Annotated in this window: 14 protein-coding genes and 3 pseudogenes; 6 read left to right on the top strand and 11 right to left on the bottom strand. The window is 67.8% G+C overall.

Annotated elements, in window-relative coordinates; translation table 11 throughout:
* Window positions 1–12: 12 nt before the first annotated feature.
* Entirely contained in the window at window positions 13–582 is a 570-nt protein-coding gene (locus tag Q4V64_RS00095) for an MOSC domain-containing protein (RefSeq protein WP_124445877.1), read from the bottom strand.
* 140 nt (window positions 583–722) lie between these two features.
* On the opposite strand from Q4V64_RS00095, the gene Q4V64_RS00100 reads away from it, so the two are divergent.
* From Q4V64_RS00100 to Q4V64_RS00105, 3 genes are all read left to right on the top strand, one after another.
* Entirely contained in the window at window positions 723–1,307 is a 585-nt protein-coding gene (locus tag Q4V64_RS00100; protein WP_124445876.1) for an XRE family transcriptional regulator, read from the top strand.
* Between the two features lie 1,046 nt (window positions 1,308–2,353).
* The gene (locus Q4V64_RS54595; RefSeq protein WP_348540836.1) at window positions 2,354–3,268 is read left to right on the top strand and encodes a transposase; all 915 of its coding nucleotides are present in this window, start codon (window positions 2,354–2,356) and stop codon (window positions 3,266–3,268) included.
* A gap of 70 nt (window positions 3,269–3,338) precedes the next feature.
* Window positions 3,339–3,542 (top strand): terminal protein Tpg-like protein, encoded by a 204-nt coding sequence (locus tag Q4V64_RS00105; protein ID WP_253267599.1) that lies wholly within the window; start codon window positions 3,339–3,341, stop codon window positions 3,540–3,542.
* 41 nt (window positions 3,543–3,583) lie between these two features.
* Here Q4V64_RS00105 and Q4V64_RS00110 read toward each other — a convergent pair whose 3' ends face one another.
* Entirely contained in the window at window positions 3,584–4,147 is a 564-nt protein-coding gene (locus Q4V64_RS00110; protein ID WP_303708615.1) for a hypothetical protein, read from the bottom strand.
* A 216-nt stretch (window positions 4,148–4,363) separates the two neighbouring features.
* Entirely contained in the window at window positions 4,364–5,416 is a 1,053-nt protein-coding gene (locus tag Q4V64_RS00115; RefSeq protein WP_124445663.1) for a hypothetical protein, read from the bottom strand.
* Between the two features lie 176 nt (window positions 5,417–5,592).
* Here Q4V64_RS00115 and Q4V64_RS00120 point away from each other — a divergent pair, with 176 nt between their 5' ends.
* Both Q4V64_RS00120 and Q4V64_RS00125 read left to right on the top strand, forming a co-directional pair.
* Entirely contained in the window at window positions 5,593–5,763 is a 171-nt protein-coding gene (locus Q4V64_RS00120; protein WP_172629617.1) for a hypothetical protein, read from the top strand.
* A 470-nt stretch (window positions 5,764–6,233) separates the two neighbouring features.
* Window positions 6,234–7,310 (top strand): IS630 family transposase, encoded by a 1,077-nt coding sequence (locus Q4V64_RS00125; RefSeq protein ID WP_303708621.1) that lies wholly within the window; start codon window positions 6,234–6,236, stop codon window positions 7,308–7,310.
* A gap of 766 nt (window positions 7,311–8,076) precedes the next feature.
* Here Q4V64_RS00125 and Q4V64_RS00130 read toward each other — a convergent pair.
* Window positions 8,077–8,310, bottom strand: a complete 234-nt coding sequence (locus Q4V64_RS00130; RefSeq protein ID WP_253267565.1) for a hypothetical protein — start codon at window positions 8,308–8,310, stop codon at window positions 8,077–8,079.
* A gap of 466 nt (window positions 8,311–8,776) precedes the next feature.
* On the opposite strand from Q4V64_RS00130, the gene Q4V64_RS00135 reads away from it, so the two are divergent.
* Window positions 8,777–10,279, top strand: a complete 1,503-nt coding sequence (locus tag Q4V64_RS00135; RefSeq protein WP_216377763.1) for a restriction endonuclease — start codon at window positions 8,777–8,779, stop codon at window positions 10,277–10,279.
* A 92-nt stretch (window positions 10,280–10,371) separates the two neighbouring features.
* On the opposite strand, the pseudogene Q4V64_RS00140 reads toward Q4V64_RS00135, so the two are convergent.
* From Q4V64_RS00140 to Q4V64_RS00170, 7 genes and pseudogenes are all read right to left on the bottom strand, one after another.
* Window positions 10,372–11,375, bottom strand: a pseudogene (locus Q4V64_RS00140) (IS5 family transposase).
* Between the two features lie 261 nt (window positions 11,376–11,636).
* Window positions 11,637–12,209, bottom strand: coding sequence for a hypothetical protein (locus Q4V64_RS00145; protein ID WP_124445740.1), 573 nt, complete (start codon window positions 12,207–12,209; stop codon window positions 11,637–11,639).
* Window positions 12,210–12,646: 437 nt separating this feature from the next.
* A pseudogene (locus Q4V64_RS54600) lies at window positions 12,647–13,222 on the bottom strand (HNH endonuclease family protein); the annotation flags it as partial.
* A 118-nt stretch (window positions 13,223–13,340) separates the two neighbouring features.
* Window positions 13,341–14,918 (bottom strand): IS1182 family transposase, encoded by a 1,578-nt coding sequence (locus tag Q4V64_RS00155; protein ID WP_303708624.1) that lies wholly within the window; start codon window positions 14,916–14,918, stop codon window positions 13,341–13,343.
* An 88-nt stretch (window positions 14,919–15,006) separates the two neighbouring features.
* Window positions 15,007–15,825: an IS982 family transposase gene (locus tag Q4V64_RS00160; protein WP_253267521.1), complete on the bottom strand. Its 819-nt coding sequence runs from the start codon at window positions 15,823–15,825 to the stop codon at window positions 15,007–15,009.
* Window positions 15,826–16,049: 224 nt separating this feature from the next.
* Window positions 16,050–16,229, bottom strand: a pseudogene (locus Q4V64_RS00165) (FBP domain-containing protein); the annotation flags it as partial.
* A gap of 53 nt (window positions 16,230–16,282) precedes the next feature.
* Window positions 16,283–17,830 carry an MFS transporter gene (locus tag Q4V64_RS00170; protein ID WP_172629610.1) on the bottom strand — a complete coding sequence of 516 codons (1,548 nt, stop codon included), beginning with the start codon at window positions 17,828–17,830 and terminating at the stop codon, window positions 16,283–16,285.
* Window positions 17,831–19,031: the final 1,201 nt, after the last annotated feature.

Genomic DNA, 19,031 nt, shown 5'->3' on the forward strand with positions numbered 1-19,031 from the left:
ACAAGCGCACGCTCATTCGGAAGCCCCGTCGATCTCTACTGGCTCGGTGGCGGGCGCCTCGATCGTGGAGTCCTCTCCTGGGCGAAGCGGTCGCACGACGTCCCCAGGACGAACGGTACCTCCGCGCAGAATCCGGCAGTTGAGCCCTGACCGGCCGAGAAGCGGCTCAAACACCTTCTTGTCGATCAGACGCTCGAGATATCGGCAGGGCACGTTGAGCCGGCCTCCGTAGACGATCGTCTCGCCGATTGCGAAGCACCTCCCGACCAGCGAGTTGAGGGGGACGCCACGGGTCACGATGTTGCGACGCAGCTCCATCCCGTCCACCGGCTCACCGATGGCCCGCGAGACCTCGTCGATCACCTCCTGCGAGATGAGCGTGAGCTGACGGTCCGGGTGCCACATATACGAGTAGTGACCGTGACCGAGCGCGTATCTGTCGTCGGCCACGCCCACGCCCGCCACCAGACGCGCCGCCGGCAGCGCGTGCATCTCCACTCCGGCGTACTCGGCAACGTAGATGGACAGGACTTCGCCGCGCCACGGCTCGTCGGCCACCTCGTCACATGTCGTCGTATCCATCGCGATGATCCTTACCGCTGCCGGGCGCCCGCCGGGTAGGTATCAGCGTTCACCCGGCTGGGTCGCACTATCATGGGCTTGCCCCATGTTTTTTTGCCAATAGGCAACATTACCATCCGAGCCAGGTCTGAGGGAGATCGATGTCGCACGCGCAGGCGGAGGATCTGGAGGAGCTCGCCGCCCGGACGATCGCGGAGCACCGCCGGAACCGCGGCCTAAGCCTGACCACTGTCGCCACGGCGAGTGGTGTGTCTCCCGCGCACCTGTCGCGTATCGAGCGAGGGGAACGCGTTCCCTCGCTCGGTGTCCTCCTCCAACTGACGCAGGCGTACAACGTGACACTGGGCGAACTCGTGGGTGAGCACCAGCCCGGTTCCCTCACCGTGCGGCACAGCGTCGCCCGCCCGCACCCACCCGCCGCGGGAGTCGCCTACCGGCCGCTGCTCACCCAGGCCGACCCAGGCATCGTCCAGATCGTCCTGGTGGACATTGCCCTTGGGACGAAGACGCCCCCTTCATCACACCCCGGCACCGAGTGCATCTTCATGCTGGAAGGAGCCGTCGAGCTCAGCATCGGCACGAAACGGTGGACGCTGAGCGCCGGCGACACCATCGACTTCGACTCCGCCGACGAGCACGTCCTGCGCAGCGTCTCCGGCGCCGCCCGGGCGATGCTCGTGATCATCTCGCCGGTCGCCGCAGCCGACGCTCCTACTGATCGATGACCGCGATCCGCGCCGCCTGACGCGGAGAGAGGCGACGCCGCCCGCATCCACGAAGGCAACCCTCTGGGTCTGGGCAAATCCCAGTCGGCCTTCCGGCTCACCACGTATGCAGACGCCGTCCAGCCTCTCGTCAACGTCTACGACGCGGCCACCGCCCTTGACCCGCCTCTTCCTGGTTGGGCTGTCCAGCGCACTCCTTCCGCGCGCGACACGCCACGGAAACCGCGTCGGCAGGGTGATGGCGGCGCTGCTGGTGCAACGCCCGTGCTGAGCCGAAGACCAGGTTCGCCGCTGACTCACCTACGTCAACGGACCGCAACCCCGGCCCAGGCTGCGTGACGAGCCACTACCCGCGACGGCTGGGGCCCGGTGCCCCGCACTTATGTCACCTGCACACCGGGCATGGCAATCCGCCCGGCCCTGCAGCGGAAGTTCAGCCGCGACGTGGACGCCGCCTTCCCGGACAACCCGACCTCCGTGGTCGCTCTCGACCCCTCACATTCAGGCGAGGTCGTCGTCATACCAGCGACGAAAGATGAGGCGGGGAGTGCGAATCTCGGTCATGGCGCCCATCCTGCCTAACGGGTGAAGGATCGGACCGACAGCCCGGGGACGTGGATCTTGGAGGGAGTAGCGTGATCAGTGGTGGTGATCTGCGCCTGCTCGGCTATGTGCGGTTCGGTCCGTGTCTGGCTCACCGAGCCCCAGGTGGACAACAGAGCGATCAGCGCGGCCAGGCCGCAGATTGCCGTCGCCGGAGTCGGCCCAGGCGTCCCGCCGTGGCCGCGGTCACCGCACCGACCGGCGTCGGGTTGCGCCGCCGCTCAGCTGCCCACTGCCGCCTGATCGAGTGCCTTGGCCTGACTCTGCCGGGGATCTTGGAGTTGCCCGGTGCGGAAGCCTGATCAGCGGGCATGCTCAGGCTGTTCCGAAGGCCAATGCAGTTGTCGAGGCACCCGTTGTCCCTCCGCCCCCGTTCCGGTGAGCAAGTCCCGTCTTTGACCGTGCAGACCGCGCGGGCGAGCAACCCGGGCGGCACGACGGCGATGTGGGTCAGGGACCGGCTGGACGGGCTGCGGTGCGATGAGGACTTCGCCGACTGGTACCCGCGCGACGGGCGCCCGGACCTCTCCCCCACCCAACTGGCCACCGTCTGCGTCCTGCAGTTCCTGCTCGACCTGTCGGACCGGCAGGCCGCCGAGGCGGTCCGCTGCCGCATCGACTCCACATACGCCCTGGCCATGGAGCTGGATGATCCCGGCTTCCACCACAGCGTGCTGGCCGACTTCCGTGAGCGCCTCACCCAGGGCGATGGTGCCGACGGCCTGTTCGATCTCGCGCTGGCCCCGGCTACGCCCGGTGTGTGGCGAGGCGGCTCAAGGACGCCGGGCTCGTACGTGAACGCGCACGTGCCCGGTCCGAACCGGGTGCACAACCTCCCGCGAAAGCGCCCGGAACGTGGGCTTCCCGCCGCGAGCACTCCGCGACCTGCAAGTACGCGTCCGCACCGATCAGCAAAGGCCCGGCCGGAAGGCCGCTACGTGGTCCGCTCCAAAGCAGAGGGCACCGTCAACGAGTTCGCCCATGGACACGGCAGGCGGGTGCAGATGACCTGGCAGAACTGGCTACGGACTGCGGGGTGCTGGCCCTGCCGGCTGGCCGCTTGGAGAGACGGACGTGGGACAGATCGAGCAGGGATTGGAGCGCGCGTTGCGCACCCGCCCCGTTCCTTCGAGCACCGAGGCACGCCTGCGATTTTTGCTAGCGGCGCACCCGGGTTCCACCCGGAGGGTCGCCGCCGTGCTGGGGGTGTCGCAGCGCACTGTGCAGCGGTGGGTGACGAAGAAGCCAGGAGCGCGTCGTCCGCCGGGTCCGATGCAGGTCCGGGCGATCGAGGAAGCGGTCCTGGCCCGATGGCAGCCCCGAATACGGGCCCGTCGGCGTGCACAGGCCGAAGCTAACGGGTTCGTCCTCCACACGAGGGCGCGATTCGGGTTCGCCGCGCCAGCAGGGTCTTCGGACGATCCGCGGGTGCGATGGATCACCCAGGACCTGCCGGGAGAGGTGGCCCGGGAGCTGTTCGCCGCTCGGGATGCCGGCGCGGGCGAGCAGCGGCAGACGGTGATACTCGCCCGTGCGCTGGGGCACGCCTACTTTCGCGAAGGGGGCCGCCGGGCCCACGGTCTGCACGTAGCTTTCAGCGACGTCGAGTTCGCCGACTTCTCGATCGGCTGAGTCTGCCCTGTCGAGCGAACGCGTCAGGGTGTTCAGCATCGTTAGGGCCTGACGCGACTGGCCGGCACCGCTTTGTACCTCTCAGCTTCCTGCCGCTCGCGCCAGTCCCACTCCACACGGCCGACCGGGCCTTGGCGGCGGGCCGCGGGCGGCTGGGGCGGGCGCAGTCTGGCCGTCTCCGCAACGCCCAGCAGGTGCGCACGGTCACCTGGCGCGGCGAGCAGTTCCTGGTCTTCGCCGGAGACGAGTCGGGTGAAGCAGGCCGCAGCCCGCAGGAAGATGCCTGCCCAGGGTGGTACGGGGTGGGCGGCGCAGCCGTCGGTGTAGCGGGCGCGGTCGTGCAGGGCGAGCGTGGCCACAGCGTCGTCGTAGTCGCGGGGGCGGGCGGTGGCGAGTTGCTGGAGGGAGGCGCCGGTGAACAGCGCGGCGGCGACTGCCGCGGCGAGGCGGGGATGTGCGGTCGCCGCGTGCAGCCGGTGAGCGACGCGCTGCGCGGTGGGCGCGGTGAGAGGCGCGGGCGGTGGGCGGTGCCGCCAGGCGATCGGCGGTGGCGTGCACGGGACGGCGCAGGGGCGGGGGCTGTCGTAGGAGACGAGGCGGTCCAATGCGGGCAGGGTGAGCCATCGGCTGGCCGGCCCGGTGGGCTCGTCTGCGGCCGGGGGCCCGCTGCCTCCAGATTTCGAACCAGCCTCACCACGGTGTCGCTATGGCTGCGTGACGCCGACGTCGCGAAGTCGTTCAACGACGCGGCTCCATATGCCGGAGCCTCGGAGATTTCAGATCCCCGGGGCTCCGTGGTCTTGCGGGCAGCGGCAGCGGTACTACATAAGCGTTCCGAGGGCCTGCTCCGCCATCTGGACGCCCATCGTGGCGGCCATGGTGATGCCGGCCTCCAGGAGCTTGTCCTTGAGCTGGGTGGTGAACTGCCGCAGACGGCCCGGCTCGGGGTTCTCCGAGGTCGCTTCGTCGTGGAGGTCCTGGGCGACGCGCTCCAGCTCCACGCGGTCCGGCTCGGGCATAGCCAGCGTGGGGCTGATCTGGCCGATGTACCCGGCCAGCTGGACGAACAGCGTCGGGTCGACGCCGTCGGTGTTGTTCTGGGTGAAGTGCTGCTGCTCGCCGATGATGACGCCCTTGGCGTTCGGCAGGTAGTTGTTGTACGTGGTTCCGGTACGCGCCGGGGTGGTGTGGTCTTGCACGCTTCCTCCAGACAGGGCGCAGCTGACGCCTTCGGGGGTGATGGCGACCGTGGCGGGGTCGGTGTCGATACGTTCGATGAGGTTGTGCTCCGCCAGGTAGCCGAGCGCCTGGTGCAGGTCGGTCCCGGATATTGCGGCACCGGCGAAGTACGCGGTGGTGGGCGCCAGGAACGGGGCCGGGTCGGTGGGCGACTGGTCGCCTGCCGTGTCGAACAGCCACCGCAGGAAGGCGTCCATGGTGTAGCGGAGCCTGGCGGCGCGGTCCTGCTGCAGCTTCTTCAGTCGGCTCACCGCGACGCGGCCCGCGTCGCTGAGGTGTACGTCGGGCGTTCCGCCCATGGTGCGTGCGATCTTGACCAGGTCGCGCTGTTCCAGCTCGAAGGCGAGCACGGACGGGTCCTCGCTGTCCAGCTGCTCTTCTTCGACGAACCGGGTCACGTCGACGTAGTGCGAGGGGTTCAGCCGGGCCTGTTCGTCTAGCCACATCAGGAGCCGGGCCATGATCGGGTTGCTTTCGACGGCGTCACGACCGGCCATGGAGACTCCTTCGACAGTCGCGTCCGTCTGGATCGGCACGCGGATCGGATTCCGCCGGGCTGCGCGCTCATAGCCCTTGGCGATCTCCTTGAGGTGTCTCTCGATCGCGCGCTGATCGATCTTGGGTTTCCGGGCCACGCTGCCCTCCTGTCTCAGGTACCTCGCGGCCAGCCTACGGAGGAGGTCTGACAATGGGCCGTCCGTTCCGTCGCGGTCATGACGGGTAGGTGGTGCCGACGACCGCACGGGCCGGTTGCGTGCCCAGTGCCCAGCGTTTGAGGTCACCGACGCGGCAGAGGAGTTTGGCACGGCGCTTGCCGCTGAAAGCCCGCAGCGGCGCCAGCGCTCAGCGGTACGAGTTGCACGCCCCGCCGTCATTCGGGAAGTCGGGGCGTTGGCGCACGCCCAGCACAGATCTACGGCAGGTGCTGTTCGTAGGCCTGGCGCAGGCCGACCAGAGCGTCGTCCTCCTCCTGGACGTCTGACCTGGCCGGGGCCTGCTCGGCAACAGACGCCGCCGGCTGCTGGGGCCGGCGCGGCATATGTGGCCCTCGCCACCCGGTGATGCAAGAGTTGATTGAGGTGCTAATGCTTAGGTCCAGGCGATGACGAAATGCTTAGTTTCTTTAAAGACGTAATCACCGAAGTTACTGCAGCGCTTATTATCTTCGTGCTTGGTGTAGTGGCTGGCAGACTCTGGGCACGCGTACGGCTCACCAGTCCAGCTCGCTGGTTCTGGGGATTTCCGCCTGGGAGTGAAGTCTTGATGTCCGCGAGCCTCTATCGCCATGATCTCAGCGAACACAAATCTTACATCCCGGCAGGCGACACCCTTGCAGTGGCTGCAGTAACGTCATTCTTGAAGCGGATTCACCCAAGACTCAAGCATGATTTCTATCTAGTGTCGTGTGAATGAAGTCCTTGGACGATGAACTGGGGTGCGGTTGAATGGCGTATGCCTGTCGCCCTGCCGTTGGCCGTGTCCGATGCGGACCGTAAGGTTCTGCGTTCGTGGGTCCGCTCGCCGTCGTCCCCGTCGGGGCTGGTGACGCGGGCCCGGATCGTGCTCCTTGCCTCGGAAGGCACTTCGAACACCGAGATCGCGCGGCGGCTTGAGCTCTCCCGGCAGACGGTGGTGACCTGGCGCGGCCGGTACCGCTCGGCCGGCCTGTCCGGGCTGGAGGACCGGCCTCGCTCGGGCCGGCCCGGCACCGTGGACGAGGCCGAAGTGGTGGTGCGGACCCTGGAGGGCCCGCCGGAAAAACTTGGCGTGACCCACTGGTCCTCCCGGCTGCTCGCCGCCGAACTGCGCCTGTCCAACGTCGCGGTGGCCAAGGTGTGGCGCAAGTGGAAGATCCAGCCCTGGCGGAGCGAGACGTTCAAGTTCTCCACCGACCCGGAACTGGAGGCCAAGGTCCGCGACGTGGTCGGGCTGTACCTGGCCCCGCCGGAGAAGGCGGTGGTGGTCTGCGTCGATGAGAAGTCGCAGATCCAGGCGCTGGACCGGACCGCCCCGATGCTGCCGGTCCGGCCGGGCCTGGCGGAGCGGCGCACCCACGACTACGTCCGCCACGGCACCACCACCTTGTTCGCCGCCCTGGACGTCGCCACCGGGAAGATCACCGCCGACGCCTGCTACGACCGGCACCGCAACGACGAGTTCCTGCGCTTCCTCAAGCAGGTCGCCAAGGCCCACCCGAGGGTGAAGCTGCACGTGGTCGCCGACAACTACGCCACCCACAAGCACCCCCGCGTGAAGGCGTGGCTGGCGAAGAACCCGCGGATCACCCTGCACTTCACCCCGACCTCCTGCTCGTGGCTGAACCTGGTGGAAATCTTCTTCGGCATCATCACGCGCCAGGCCATACGCCGCGGCACCTTCACCTCGGTCGCCGACCTCACCGACGCCATCCGCCGCTACATCGACGCCTACAACGACCGCTGCCAGCCGTTCACCTGGACCAAGACCGCTGACGAAATCCTCGAACACGCCACACCCAAACGTCCAAGAACTTCATTCACACGACACTAGACCCCAAAAATCCACTAACGGAATGGAATAGGGTCGTTATTGCAATTGGCGGCGGGAAGGATAATGTGACTGAACGTTGCCTTCTCGCCCTCGCCGCGCTCGACCCCCCTCTGTCCCCCCAAGATCACGCAGATTCTGGGCATGACTCAAAGGCACTTAAGGATAGACTGGGCACGCCAGTTCTTACCTCCGTCGGAATTTTTGACGCTGCATACATTATCCGAACACTGGACCCCTTGCATCACACTAATCACGTTTACGTCATTGCTGGTGGGCATACGGCTGCAACATATGCAGCGGCGCAATGGATCACCCAGCCTAAGAACCTACGCTGGATGATGTGGAAATGCATGAGACGGCGTGTATGGGATTCCCTAAGACGCCGCCCCCCATTTGACAGTATCCAAGTCGTACTCACGGTTCAGGTGCTCAATCCACCTGAACCAACAGCGCTTCCTTCTATCAGGCCAGCAAAGGTGTATAGCCTGGACTGCTTCCACGCCCCTAATGATTACGCCCAGCAATACGCCGATTGGGTCGGGAGGACACCGTAATGTAGGAGCTGGGCGGTGGGTGAGGGTGCGCAGGATCGTCGTGGTGCCGCCGCCACCGGCGGAGCAGCCCAGGACGTGCAGGGATTCGTTGTCCAGGTCGGCGGAGGCTGGCTGCCCGTCGGTGCCGATGCCGATCAGCGCCACGGAGGCGGGCAACGCGTCCAGCGTCTCGCGCAGCCCGGGATCGGTGAGGCGCAGCAGCTCCGGGAGCGTCATCGGCCGATGGCTGCGCGGGGCCGGTTGCGTGCCCAGCGCATCAAATCGCCGCTGCGGTAGAGGAGTTCGGCGCCGCGCTTGTCGACCGAGCCGGGGAAGGTGGGGTCGTTGGCACGGGCGTAGCGCAGCGCGGCGAGGGTGATCTCCGGCAGGTGGTGTTCGTGGGCCTGGCGCAGCCCCACCGCCTGGTCGTCCTCGTTTCCGGCCGGGGACGTCGGCGGCGTCGCCACGGCGGTGGGGGTGTAGTCGGGGTCAGCGGTGTGCCCCGCGGGGCGGGGAGCGTTCGGTGCGGCGGGTGCCGTAGGCGTAGACCGTCTTCAGGATGGCGGCGTCCCGCAGGGCCGTCAGGGCGCCCTTGCGGCCCCTGGCCCTTGATCATGGCGGGCCGGGCGGCGGCCGCCCCTTTGTCGCACCAGTTCCGCAGACGGGCCACTGAGCCGGGCGAACTCTGCGGGCCCGGCGGCGGCCGGCACGGTCTGGCCACCCCCATCGCACCCGTGCTTCAGCGGGGTTCGCTGAGCCTGACTGCCTCGTCTCCGTTGCCCCAGATCGGGTCGGGGCTGTCGAAGGAGAAGCCGCTGCTCTCGGGGTGGTGGTGGTACAAGGCGACGATTACCCCGTGTCCTCAGCCGCCCTGCCCTTGTCTCTGAGCACGAACTCCCGACAGTCCCCGCTGTGGAGTGCGAGTCTGTGCGCATGGACCTGGAAGAACTCCTCCGCGCCATGGACCGAACGGCGGCGAATCTGAGCAAGCTGGAGAGCGTGTGGGAGCGCGCAAGGCCGTTCATCCCAGACGGCCCGCAGCGCGGTTCACATCCTGCATACGAAGACCTCGCAATGGTCTGGGCGGACCTCCTTCCGGGCCTTCCGCCGATCGACGGCTGGACCATCACCGCCCCTCTTCCAGACATCGCCGCCATGGGGCAGTCCTTCATCGACTTCGTCGAAATCGACGAGCTGCCTGACGCCGTACATGCCGCCGGCGAGAAGCCGGGCGCGGACATCACCGCGTACCGATATCGCCTCGAGCGCGCCCGCCGACGCGCCGCCCGAGGCCGTCTAGAGCAACTCCTCTCCACAGTCGACGCCGCGCTTCCCCTCGCCCTGAAAGGCGTGGCACGAGACTCCCTTGCAGTCCTGCAGAACGACCAGACCGAGCAGATCGAGGCGGCCGTTGGGGAGATCGCAAGGCTCTTGGGTGACGCCGCTGAAGACACCGGACGCTGGTGGGACCTCCATAGGCACATGCGGTTCAGCCAGGGACACGACTGGCATGACATCGTCGAATTCGACTGGCCCGCCGTGCGCGCTGACATCACAGCGAAGGCCCTGGGCGACAGTGACCCGCTGCCCGTCCCAGACATTGATCTCGGACAAGCCGCCTCCGGCCATCTCACAGGCACTGCCACCCTCGCACTGCCCTGGGAGCGACTTGACGACGACGGGTTCGAGCGGCTCCTTTACGACCTTCTGCGCAGCATCCCCGAGCATGAGAACGTCCAGTGGCTGATGCAGACCCGCGCCCCCGACCGCGGCCGCGATCTCTCCTTGGACCGAGTCCTTCGAGACGGGTCCGGTGGTGTGCGTACTGAGCGGGTCATCGTCCAGGCCAAGCACTGGCGCAGCCGGTCGGTGAATGCTGCTGCGGTGGTCGAGACACTCACTGCAGGGAAGCTGTGGAGTCCACCTCTCGTACGGGGAATTGTGATCGCCACAAGCGGCCGGTTCACCGCTGACGCCGTGAGCTGGGCTGAGCGCCACAACGCTGAGGGCACAGCGCCTTACATCGACCTGTGGCCCGAAAGCCGCCTCGAAACGCTCCTCGCGCAACTGCCCCCACATCGCCGCCGCCCACGGACTCAAGTAGCGGTGGCGGGGCCTGGACCGGAACTGCTGCGCTCGCGCACGTCCCCGCCTCACGGCTACCAGGAGTGGCGACGGTCCCCGTCGAACAGCACGAGCAGGCGAGCTAAGCTCACCGCCTCGGACGTCACTGGGCGCGAGGCTATTGAGAGCGAGGTGGGAGTTTCCCTCGATCGATGCGGTCTTGCCAGGTGTCGAGCACGAACTCCGTCACGGTCACGGTGCTGTTCAGTGCCAGCCGGGCATGGCGGGTCAGTGCTGGGCTGGGGGCGGTTCGCCCGTGTCCGAGTCCGAGCTGGTTACGTAGTTCGGCCAGGCCCTGCACGGTCGTGGTGAGTGTGCGCAGGATCTTGACCACCGTGGCGCTGGCTTTGGCGTGGTCGGCCACGGCGTCGGCGTTCAGGCCTAGGGCCTGTGTGACGTTGTGATCAACCTGTCGCCTTCAGTAGATCGTTGATCCAGATCATCGAGGCGCGGAGGTAGAGGCCGGCGAGGTAGCTCTCGGGCGTCTTGTCGTATCGAGTCGCGATGCCCCGCCAGGCCTTCAGCTTGTTGATCAGGCGCTCGACGGTGTTCCGCTCCTTGTAGAGACCGGTGTCGTGACCTGTGGGCCGGCCGCCCCGGCTGCCTTTCTTCTTTCGGTTGGCAGCCTGGTCCCTCTTCTCCGGGATGACGGCCTTGATGTTGCGTTTTCGCAAGTAGGAACGGTTGGCGCGGGATGAGTAGGCCTTGTCCGCAGCGACAGCGCCAGGCCGGGTCCGGGGACGGCCGACAGGCAGACGGACCCGCACCTTCTGCAGCACGGGGACGAACTGCGGGCTGTCGGCGGCCTGTCCTGCGGTCAGGACGAACGACAACGGACGGCACTTGCGGTCCGCGGCGAGATGAACCTTGCTCGTCAGCCCGCCACGGGACCTGCCGAGCAGGGCTTCCTTCAGACGGAGCTTGCGCCGTCGCCTGACGTGCCGCCGCTCTTCCCGGCCGGGGGTGTCGCTTCCGTCCTGTCCGTTCTGTTCCGGCGGGCCGCCCCCTTTTGCCAGGCCCGTTCCTGGTCGGCGGCGGCTTCCTCCAGGGCGTCCATGACCTCCTTGCCGATGCACATCCCGGCGGCGGCGTGGTGGGCCCGGGCGGTGGTGGAGTCCACGCTGACCAGGGACAAGTCCGTCTTCCCCTGGCGGGCGGCCTCAGCGATCACACCTTCCAGCAGTGCGGTGAAGACGCCGGCGTCCCGCCAGACCCGGAAACGGCCGTAGACCGTCGGCCACGGGCCGAACCCGCCCGGCATTTCCCGCCACTGACTGCTGGTGCGGAACCGCCAGATCACCCCCTCGAACTGCTCACGCAGCCGCTCAGGGTACGGACCGCACTCGCCTATCGGCAGGAACGGTTCGATCAACTGCCACTGCTCGTCGGTGAGTTGCCTTCGCGTCACGATCGTCTTCCTACCGGATCTGCCTTCCAGAGGGATCCGGATCGGCAAGATTGATCACAACGTCACACAGGCCCTAGTCCACGTCCTGCCGCGCATCAGCTGGCGCGTCATGTGACGCCCAGTGCTGGCACCCGTACGGCGGTGCCTCCCGGCCGAAGGTCGCGAACCCGCCCTGGTCCGTGAGGTCCAGGGCGGGTTCGGCGTGGGCCCTTGAGGGGTGCCGGACGGGTCCCGGCGGTAAGCGACGTTGCCGGTGCCGGCTTACGCGCGGTGGAGTTTCCAGTCGCCGACGTTCTGGGCCCGGTTGTAGTAGGCGTTGGTGCACACGTCGTACTTGCTGCCGCCGGCGGTTCCGTGTCCGTTCGTTTCCAGGAAGCCGCCGTTGTCGCCGTAGGTGTTCCACAAGTGGATCACGTCGCCGGGCCGGACGTTCTGGTCACTGGGGCTGGACGCCTGGACGAAAAGGCGCCAGCGGCCGGTACCGAGGGCGCGATCCTGGTCCTTGGACGTCGAGATGTTGTACTTGCCGCCGCTGTTCTGCTGGTCGGCGGTCGCGTGCCCGTTGGTGTCGAGGTAGCCGCCGTCACCGCCGAAGAGGTTCCGCAGGTAGACCAGGTCCCCGCTGACCACGTTGGCACCCACGGCTTTGCCCTCGGCGGAGAGGATCTGCCAGGTTCCGGTGCCCTCTCCTCGCGTGGGCGAGTCCGCCGTCGACACCCCGTACTTCGCCCCGCCGTCGCTGCTGTGGCCGTTGGTGTCCAGGTAACCGCCCGCCCAACTGTTGTAGCCGTTCTGCAGGTGGACCTGGTCGCCGTACTTCAGCTCGTTCGCCATGCTTCTCCCTTGGTCAACGGAAGGCATGCGGACGGTTCCCGCCCCCGATGGCCAGGTCATCCCCCCGCAGCCATCCGAGTGTCACTGCCCTGCCGCAGGCCCTGACCTGCTCCGGAAGCCAAACCGCCCGTGAGGTGGGCACTGGAAGCGCAACCGCGGTTCACAAGCACCAGGGGCGCACAGAACTGCGGCATCGTCTGTCCCGAGGCGATCTGGGGCGACCTGGGCATGCCGCCGAGGACGGCACGTCTACCCCGATGCTGCTTGCCACCAGCCCCTCTTTCGAGGGACCCGCTGGCCGACCTCACCCCCGATGCGAAGACGGGCCTCACGGGACTTCCGTGCGGCCCGTCGCCCGTGGCGGGACTGGCCCACCGCTTCACTCCCGGCCTCTCCGGCCGCGAGGGCCAGGGTCCGGTCAGTCGGCGGGGGGTGACGGTCACCGGACTGTTCGGGCAGCCAGCGGCAAGGTCGGTCAGTGTCTGCTGCTCAGCCGGGTCAACGGTCAGGGTCCAGCGGAGCTTGACCGCCGTCCAGTCGGCCACGTACCGGCAGACAACAGCATTGTCCGGGAGCCACTCGCGGGGGTCCTGGTCGGACTTTTGCCGGTTGGACCGCGCTGTCACCGCGACCAGGGCCCGCTCGTCACCGAGGTCGTTGGCATAGTTTTCGCGCCGCTTGCTGGTCCACTGGGAGGCACCCGAGTCCCATGCTTCGGCCAGCGGTACCAGGTGATCGATGTCCAGGCTGCGTGCGTTGTCGACGTACTGGTCGTCGTACCAGGAGTACCACTGGCCGCCGCGCAGGGTGCACCGGCCGGTCACCTCGGGCGCCACCGTGGCTTCTTCGAGCAGCACCTCGGCCCGGGTGGAGCACCCGTCACGATCGGCATCGATCCAGTGGTTGAACAAGTCCCGGTCGTAGCCGGTATGGTCCTCCGCGCCCACCGGCAGCGCAGCGACAGCCGACCGCGCCAGGGGTCCAGCGGTGATCTGCGCGCTCTCGCTGCCCAACGTGCTCGCAGCGAGGAAGACGTCGGCACAGCGCAGAGGACGGCACCAGACGAGGACTAGAAGATCACTGAAAATCTTGTTGAGGGCTGTCCGGCCGTGGGCCGGGCGGCCCTTTTCGCTATGTGGTGGCCGGGGTGAGGTGCCAGGTGGTGCCGGTCCGGGTGAGTCCGAGGTTGATCAGTCGGCGGAGGTTGAGGGCGGCGGCGCGGTGGTGCAGCCAGAGGTTGTTGGCGATGACGCCGCGGTGCGGGACGCGTCGGTTGCCCTTGGCGACCAGCCAGGCGATGGCGCGTTCGACCGGGGGCCGCCATCTGCGGTATTCGGCCTGCCAGGCCGGGTCGGCGGCGTCTCGGCGGGCGGCGGTCAGCAGTTCATGCTGGGGGTGGATGTTGAGGGTGCGTCCGGTCTTGGATGTGGTGCAGCGCTCGCGCAGGGGGCAGCCGACGCAGAGGCGTTTGAACTGGGCGGTGCGGGCCCCGTCGGCTTTGATCTGGCCGAGGTTGGCGGTTCGTCCGGCTGGGCAGGTCGCGGTGCCGGCGGCTGGGTCGATGCGGAAGTCGTCGATGGTGAAGCCGTCGGGGATCACCTGCCGCAGCGGCGGTGGCTTGATGACCAGGGTGTGGCCCGCGGCCTGCAACTGTTCGCGCAGCTCGCCGGTGCCGTAGGCGGAGTCGCCGAGCACGGTTAACTCGCCGTCCTCCCCGTCCAGCAGATCACGGGCAACGGCCGCTTCGTGGTTGCCGGGACCATAGCCGCCGGTGACAGCGACGGCGGTGAACAGCCCGCTCTCCGGCTCGAAGGAGACGTGTCCTTTGAATCCGTCCTGGTGGCGGGTGCGGTTTTTGTGGATGTGCCGGGCGTCGGGATCGACGGTGGACACCGTCCGGTCGGGCGCGGTGCGCCGGGCGATGCGCCAGCGGCCATCGCGTCCGTCGGAGTCCTCGGCCGGTTCCACATCCTGCCCGGCGACCAGGGCCAGCAGGCCCATCGCGTTCGCGGCCTTCTCGCCCAGCTCACGATCGGGCAGGCGCCCGAGCAGGTTGAGGGCGTCGGTGACCAGCGCATCCACCAGCGCAGCGCGCGCCTGCTCGTCGTTCCAGGCGATCTTCGGTTTGCCCGGGTCGGTGTAGTCGTGCGCGCGGCAGTGCTCCGCGGCGGCCTCCTGGGCTCCAGGGACATCACGGATCACCCGGCGGATCGCGGAGACGATCTGGGTGACGGTGTCCTGGGTGGCCACCGCGTCATCGAGGACGGTGGAGTCCACAGCACGCCGCTGCTTGCCCTTGAGCACCCCGGTCGCGGCCACGACCTCCTTGACCTTGGTGAAAATCCGCATCGGCTCGGCCGAGTGGCGCAGCCGGCGCCTGAAGTACGTCAGCAGCGACGGATCGAACGCCATGTCGTACAAGCCCAGCCCACAGGCCGCTTTCCACCGCAGATCACACCGCAGTTCCTGGACCGTCTCGAAGTCCGACAGCCCCTGCAGGCTCTGCAGCACCACGGTGGCGGCCAGGACCTGCGGCGGCAGACTCGGACGGCCGTTGGACGACGGGTACATGTCCGCGAACATCGACGGCGGGAACAGTGCCTCCCGGTGCTCGGCCAGAAACGCAAATACGCTCCCGGCCGGGATCAACTCCCGGCAGGTCTCCCACACATCCGGCCCGACCATCTCCCCGGCCCATTCCCCCTGCATGCCTACAAGACTGACCCCGGCCCTACCGGGCCGGGGCCAGAACCCGCAACATTTTCAGTGATCTTCTAGACGAATAAGTCCGATGTATTCAGTGATCGAATGCGACCAGCGACCGCGTGCTCGGGGCGCCGGTCTTGTGGTTGCGCCAGATAGCGGCGGCCATGGCGAGGATGCGCTGGGCGACACGGACGGCGACGCCCTCGAAGGTCCGTCCGCCGTGCTGCTCCAGGTCCAACTGTCCCTTGAGGGTGTCGTTCACGGACTCGATCAGCTGCCGCACCGACTTGAGCAGGCCCTCGCCCTTGCGCTTCTTCTCCCGCTTGAACGAGGGCCGCAGCAGTTCGGCCCCACGCATGACCAGGTCATTCTCGAACTCCTTGGAGGCGAAGCCCTTGTCCGCGATGATCAGCAGTCCGGGCCGGTCGGCGACCAGGTCTTCATCGACGTCGAGCATGGCCTGGAGCACTTCGCGTTCGTCGAGTTTCGGGTTCGCCAGCGCCCACAGGATCGGCATCCCGGTCGGCGTGCACACGAGGTACAGGCGCAGCCCCCAGAAGAAGCGGGTGTGGGAGGCGCAGTACCCGTATCCGGCCCAGCCGGCCATCTCCGAGCGTTTCACCGTCGGCCGGGAGCGGCCGCACTCCACCGGTGTGGAGTCCACGATCCAGTGGTTGTCGAACCAGAAGTCCGTGTCCGTTGCGAGCAGCCGTATCGCCTTCTTGACCAGCGGCAACCCGGCCCTGAGCCGCTTGTTGTACCCGGACTGCTGCGGCAGGTACGGGAACATCGCGGCGAGGTTCTTGCGGGCGAACCGCAGCCACCGGGCCTCGGAGCGGAAGCCGAGCAGCGCCTGCGCGACCGCGAGCGTGACCAGCTCGGCATCGCTCAACTGCGGTGGGCAGCCCATCCATCGCTCCGCCTCCAACTCGTCGTCGATCTTCACGTACAGTGCGGTCAGCAGGGCGTCCGGGTCTTCGTTCTTCACACAATGATCCACATCGCTTCGGTCGACAACCTCACCAGGCGCACAACGGACGAGACCACCCCCACCAGGCGAGGAACGCACTAGGGCATCAAGGGCAATCTGCCTACTTCAAACGCCCTCTGAGGTCCGGCGCGTAAGAGTTCATCGGCGCGTTCGACGACGAGATACCTGCGATCGGGCGCGGACAGATCGAACCAGCCCAGGAAGTCCAGGTCGGCCCAGTGGTCGAGGTCCGCCAGGTTCTTGGGCAGGGGGAGGCGTTTGGCCTCGCCCTTCGAGCAGTTGACGAACGAGGTACGGATGTCGTGCTCGGTCAGGGGTTTCATGGAGGATCCTTCGAGGGGTGCGGTGGACGGTGGCGGGACACGACCCCGGCTCGCTAGGCCGGTGCGTCGCTTCCGGCGTGCTTCGGCGTCTTGTGCCGTACGGTGAGGCCCGCTACCAGGGCGGCGAGCAGCAGGACGCCCGCCGAGCACCAGTAGGCGACGGAGAAGCCGTGCACCATGCCTTCGTTGAGGGTCGCGCCGCCGTGGGCCGGATCGTGTAAGTGCGAGTGGACGTAACGGCTGGTGGCGCCGGTGGCGATGGTGTTGAGCAGTACGGTGCCCAGCGAAGCGCCCATCTGCTGAAGGGTGTTGAGGACAGCCGAGGCCACACCGGCGTCCTGCGCGGGCACGCCGGCGGTGGCCGTCGCGTAGACCGGCATGAAGGTCAGGCCCATGCCCAGACCGAGCAGCAGCAGGGCGGGCAGCACGTGCGGGACGTACTGCGCATGCACGGTCAGGCTGCTGAGCAGCACCATGCCGGCGGCCGCCAGCACCATGCCGGACGACATCAAGGTGCGCGGCGCCGTGCGTGGCAGCAGGCGGGCCGCGATCTGGGTCGCGCCGATGACGATACCGGCCGAAATCGGCACGAAGGCCAGGCCCGTCCGCACCGGCGGGTAGCCGAGGACGACCTGCAGGTAGTACGTCAGGAACAGGAAGACACCGAACATGCCGATGGTGGCCAAGCCCATCGTCGCGAGCGATCCGGCCCGGACACGGTCCTTGACGATGCGCAGCGGCAGCAGCGGGCTCGCCGCGCGGCTCTGCCACCACACGAAGGCGGCGAGCAAGATCACGCCGGCCACGAGCAGCGTGAGCACCGACGGACTGGTCCAGCCGCGAGGTTCGGCCTCGCTGAAGCCGTACACGAGGGCGACGAGCCCGCCGCAGCCCAGCAGTGCGCCCGGCACGTCCAGGTGCCCGCCCCGGCGGCCGGAGCGGTCGCGCAGGAAGGCCGGTGCGCCGAGCAGGGCGGCCAGCGCGATGGGCACGTTGACGTACAGGGACCAGCGCCAGTTCAGGTACTCGGTCAACAGACCGCCCACGATCAGCCCGACCGCGCTGCCGCCGCCGGCCAGCGCACCGTAGACCCCGAACGCCCTGGCCCGCTCCTTGGGGTCGGTGAACGTCGTCGTCAGCAGCGACAGGGCCGACGGCGCCAGGACCGCCGCGAACGCACCTTGCAGGGCCCGCGCCGCGAACAGCATCCCGGGACCGGCCGCCGCGCCGCCCAGCGCGGAGGCCGCGGCGAACCCGGCCAGGCCGATGACGAAGGTGCGCTTGCGGCCCACCAGATCGGCGATCCGGCCGCCGAGCAGCAGGGGCCCGCCGAAGGCCAGCGTGTAGGCGGTGATCACCCACTGCCGGTCGGCGTCCGACATGCCGAGAGCGCGCTGGGCGGAGGGCAGCGCGATGTTCACGATGGTGCCGTCAAGGATCACCATCAGCTGGGCGAGGGCGATGACGGCCAGCGCCCACCAGCGCTTCGGATCCGGTGCCGGTGCCGGAGTCGCGGCGGGAACCTCGCGGTCCGGGGAACGGTCGGTGGCCGTGGAAGGGGCGGACGGGAGGGATTCCCCTCTGGGACGTTTCTTGCTCATGGCGATCACGCACGTTTCGTGTCGAAGTGCTGTCGAGACAGCCGGCCAGGGACGGTCGCAGTGGTGACGACGGGCCGGTGTACGCAGCACGGGGACACGGCATGGCGGTGGGGCAGCGGGAACCGCGGACAGCACCCGGGGCCTGCCTCACCAGCTGTGTGTCACTCACGCCGGCGCTCTTGCTGGTCGTGAGGCGGAGAGTGCCGAGATCACGGTGACCAGCAAAAGAAGGGCCCGTCTTCGGGCACGCGCCCCCGCGACCCGCGCGGCGACGAACCGCGCAGGCCAGCACATCTCGTGACGCGGCATCTCAGGAAGATGCCGAAGACAAGAAACAAGAAGGGGGAAGAGTTACCGCGCGCCGCAGAGGAGGGAGGGCACACGGCCGGAGGCAACTATGGCCGCAACGCATTCGGCACGGTCCATGTCTCTCGCCTCCTTCCGGGCAGGGCACGCGGTGCGTGTCGACGCCGAGCGCGCCGAGCGGGGCGGCAGAGAACCTGCCGCGCGAAATCCCGGACAGAATATCCCATCGACGCTACCGCGCGACCGGAATTGCCGACCGCCCGCGCACACACGGAAGGGGTTTGACGACGGCCGTCGTCAAACCCCTTCCGTGTGTGCGCCCAGCATGGGTGATTGCTTGAGGGTGGAAGTGCCTGGGGGAAGAGGTGGTGCTAACCCCGAGCCGGGAGTACGGGCGGGAAGCCGTTGACGATGTCTGACAGCTGCTGGTGCAGCCCCGACACGTATGCGGCCTGGCCGCCGTGGGGCTTGATGTCCAGCACGACCCAGGTGCCGAGTAGTCCTGCTGCTCTCGCTCGACCAGAGTGCGGCGTTCCACGGGTCGACGTCGTCAGACAGGACGTCGACGACCTCGACGTCAGCTTCCGTGGGCTCGGGAGCGATCCTGTGGGCGCTGGCGAACCCGAAACTCGACGAACGCGAAGTGCTCCAGGCCATGGCCGCCGCTATCTGGCGCAACCACAAGACCGGCGCCCCCGAGCACGCGGTCGCTGGTCGCATTCGATCACTGAATACATCGGACTTATTCGTCTAGCGAGGACCAGGGCGAGATCTTGAGCTGTCTGTGGCGGAGTGTCCGCCACAGACGGGCATGCGCGCTCTCAGACCTCGATGAGGGAAGTGAACGTTTCTGTGCTCCCACGTCACTCGCCTGATCGTCACGGTTTGGGACAAT

The organism is Streptomyces sp. NL15-2K (genome assembly GCF_030551255.1).
In the GTDB taxonomy this organism is placed as follows: domain Bacteria; phylum Actinomycetota; class Actinomycetes; order Streptomycetales; family Streptomycetaceae; genus Streptomyces.

What these genes read in the sequence shown, in the direction of transcription:
- Q4V64_RS00095 (WP_124445877.1), bottom strand. Translation starts at nt 582, where the DNA reads ATGGATACGACGACATGTGACGAGGTGGCCGACGAGCCGTGGCGCGGC.
- Q4V64_RS00155 (WP_303708624.1), bottom strand. Translation starts at nt 14,918, where the DNA reads ATGCAGGGGGAATGGGCCGGGGAGATGGTCGGGCCGGATGTGTGGGAG.
- Q4V64_RS00100 (WP_124445876.1), top strand. Translation starts at nt 723, where the DNA reads ATGTCGCACGCGCAGGCGGAGGATCTGGAGGAGCTCGCCGCCCGGACG.
- Q4V64_RS00125 (WP_303708621.1), top strand. Translation starts at nt 6,234, where the DNA reads ATGCCTGTCGCCCTGCCGTTGGCCGTGTCCGATGCGGACCGTAAGGTT.
- Q4V64_RS00160 (WP_253267521.1), bottom strand. Translation starts at nt 15,825, where the DNA reads ATGGGCTGCCCACCGCAGTTGAGCGATGCCGAGCTGGTCACGCTCGCG.
- Q4V64_RS00145 (WP_124445740.1), bottom strand. Translation starts at nt 12,209, where the DNA reads ATGGCGAACGAGCTGAAGTACGGCGACCAGGTCCACCTGCAGAACGGC.
- Q4V64_RS00170 (WP_172629610.1), bottom strand. Translation starts at nt 17,830, where the DNA reads ATGAGCAAGAAACGTCCCAGAGGGGAATCCCTCCCGTCCGCCCCTTCC.
- Q4V64_RS54595 (WP_348540836.1), top strand. Translation starts at nt 2,354, where the DNA reads ATGTGGGTCAGGGACCGGCTGGACGGGCTGCGGTGCGATGAGGACTTC.
- Q4V64_RS00135 (WP_216377763.1), top strand. Translation starts at nt 8,777, where the DNA reads ATGGACCTGGAAGAACTCCTCCGCGCCATGGACCGAACGGCGGCGAAT.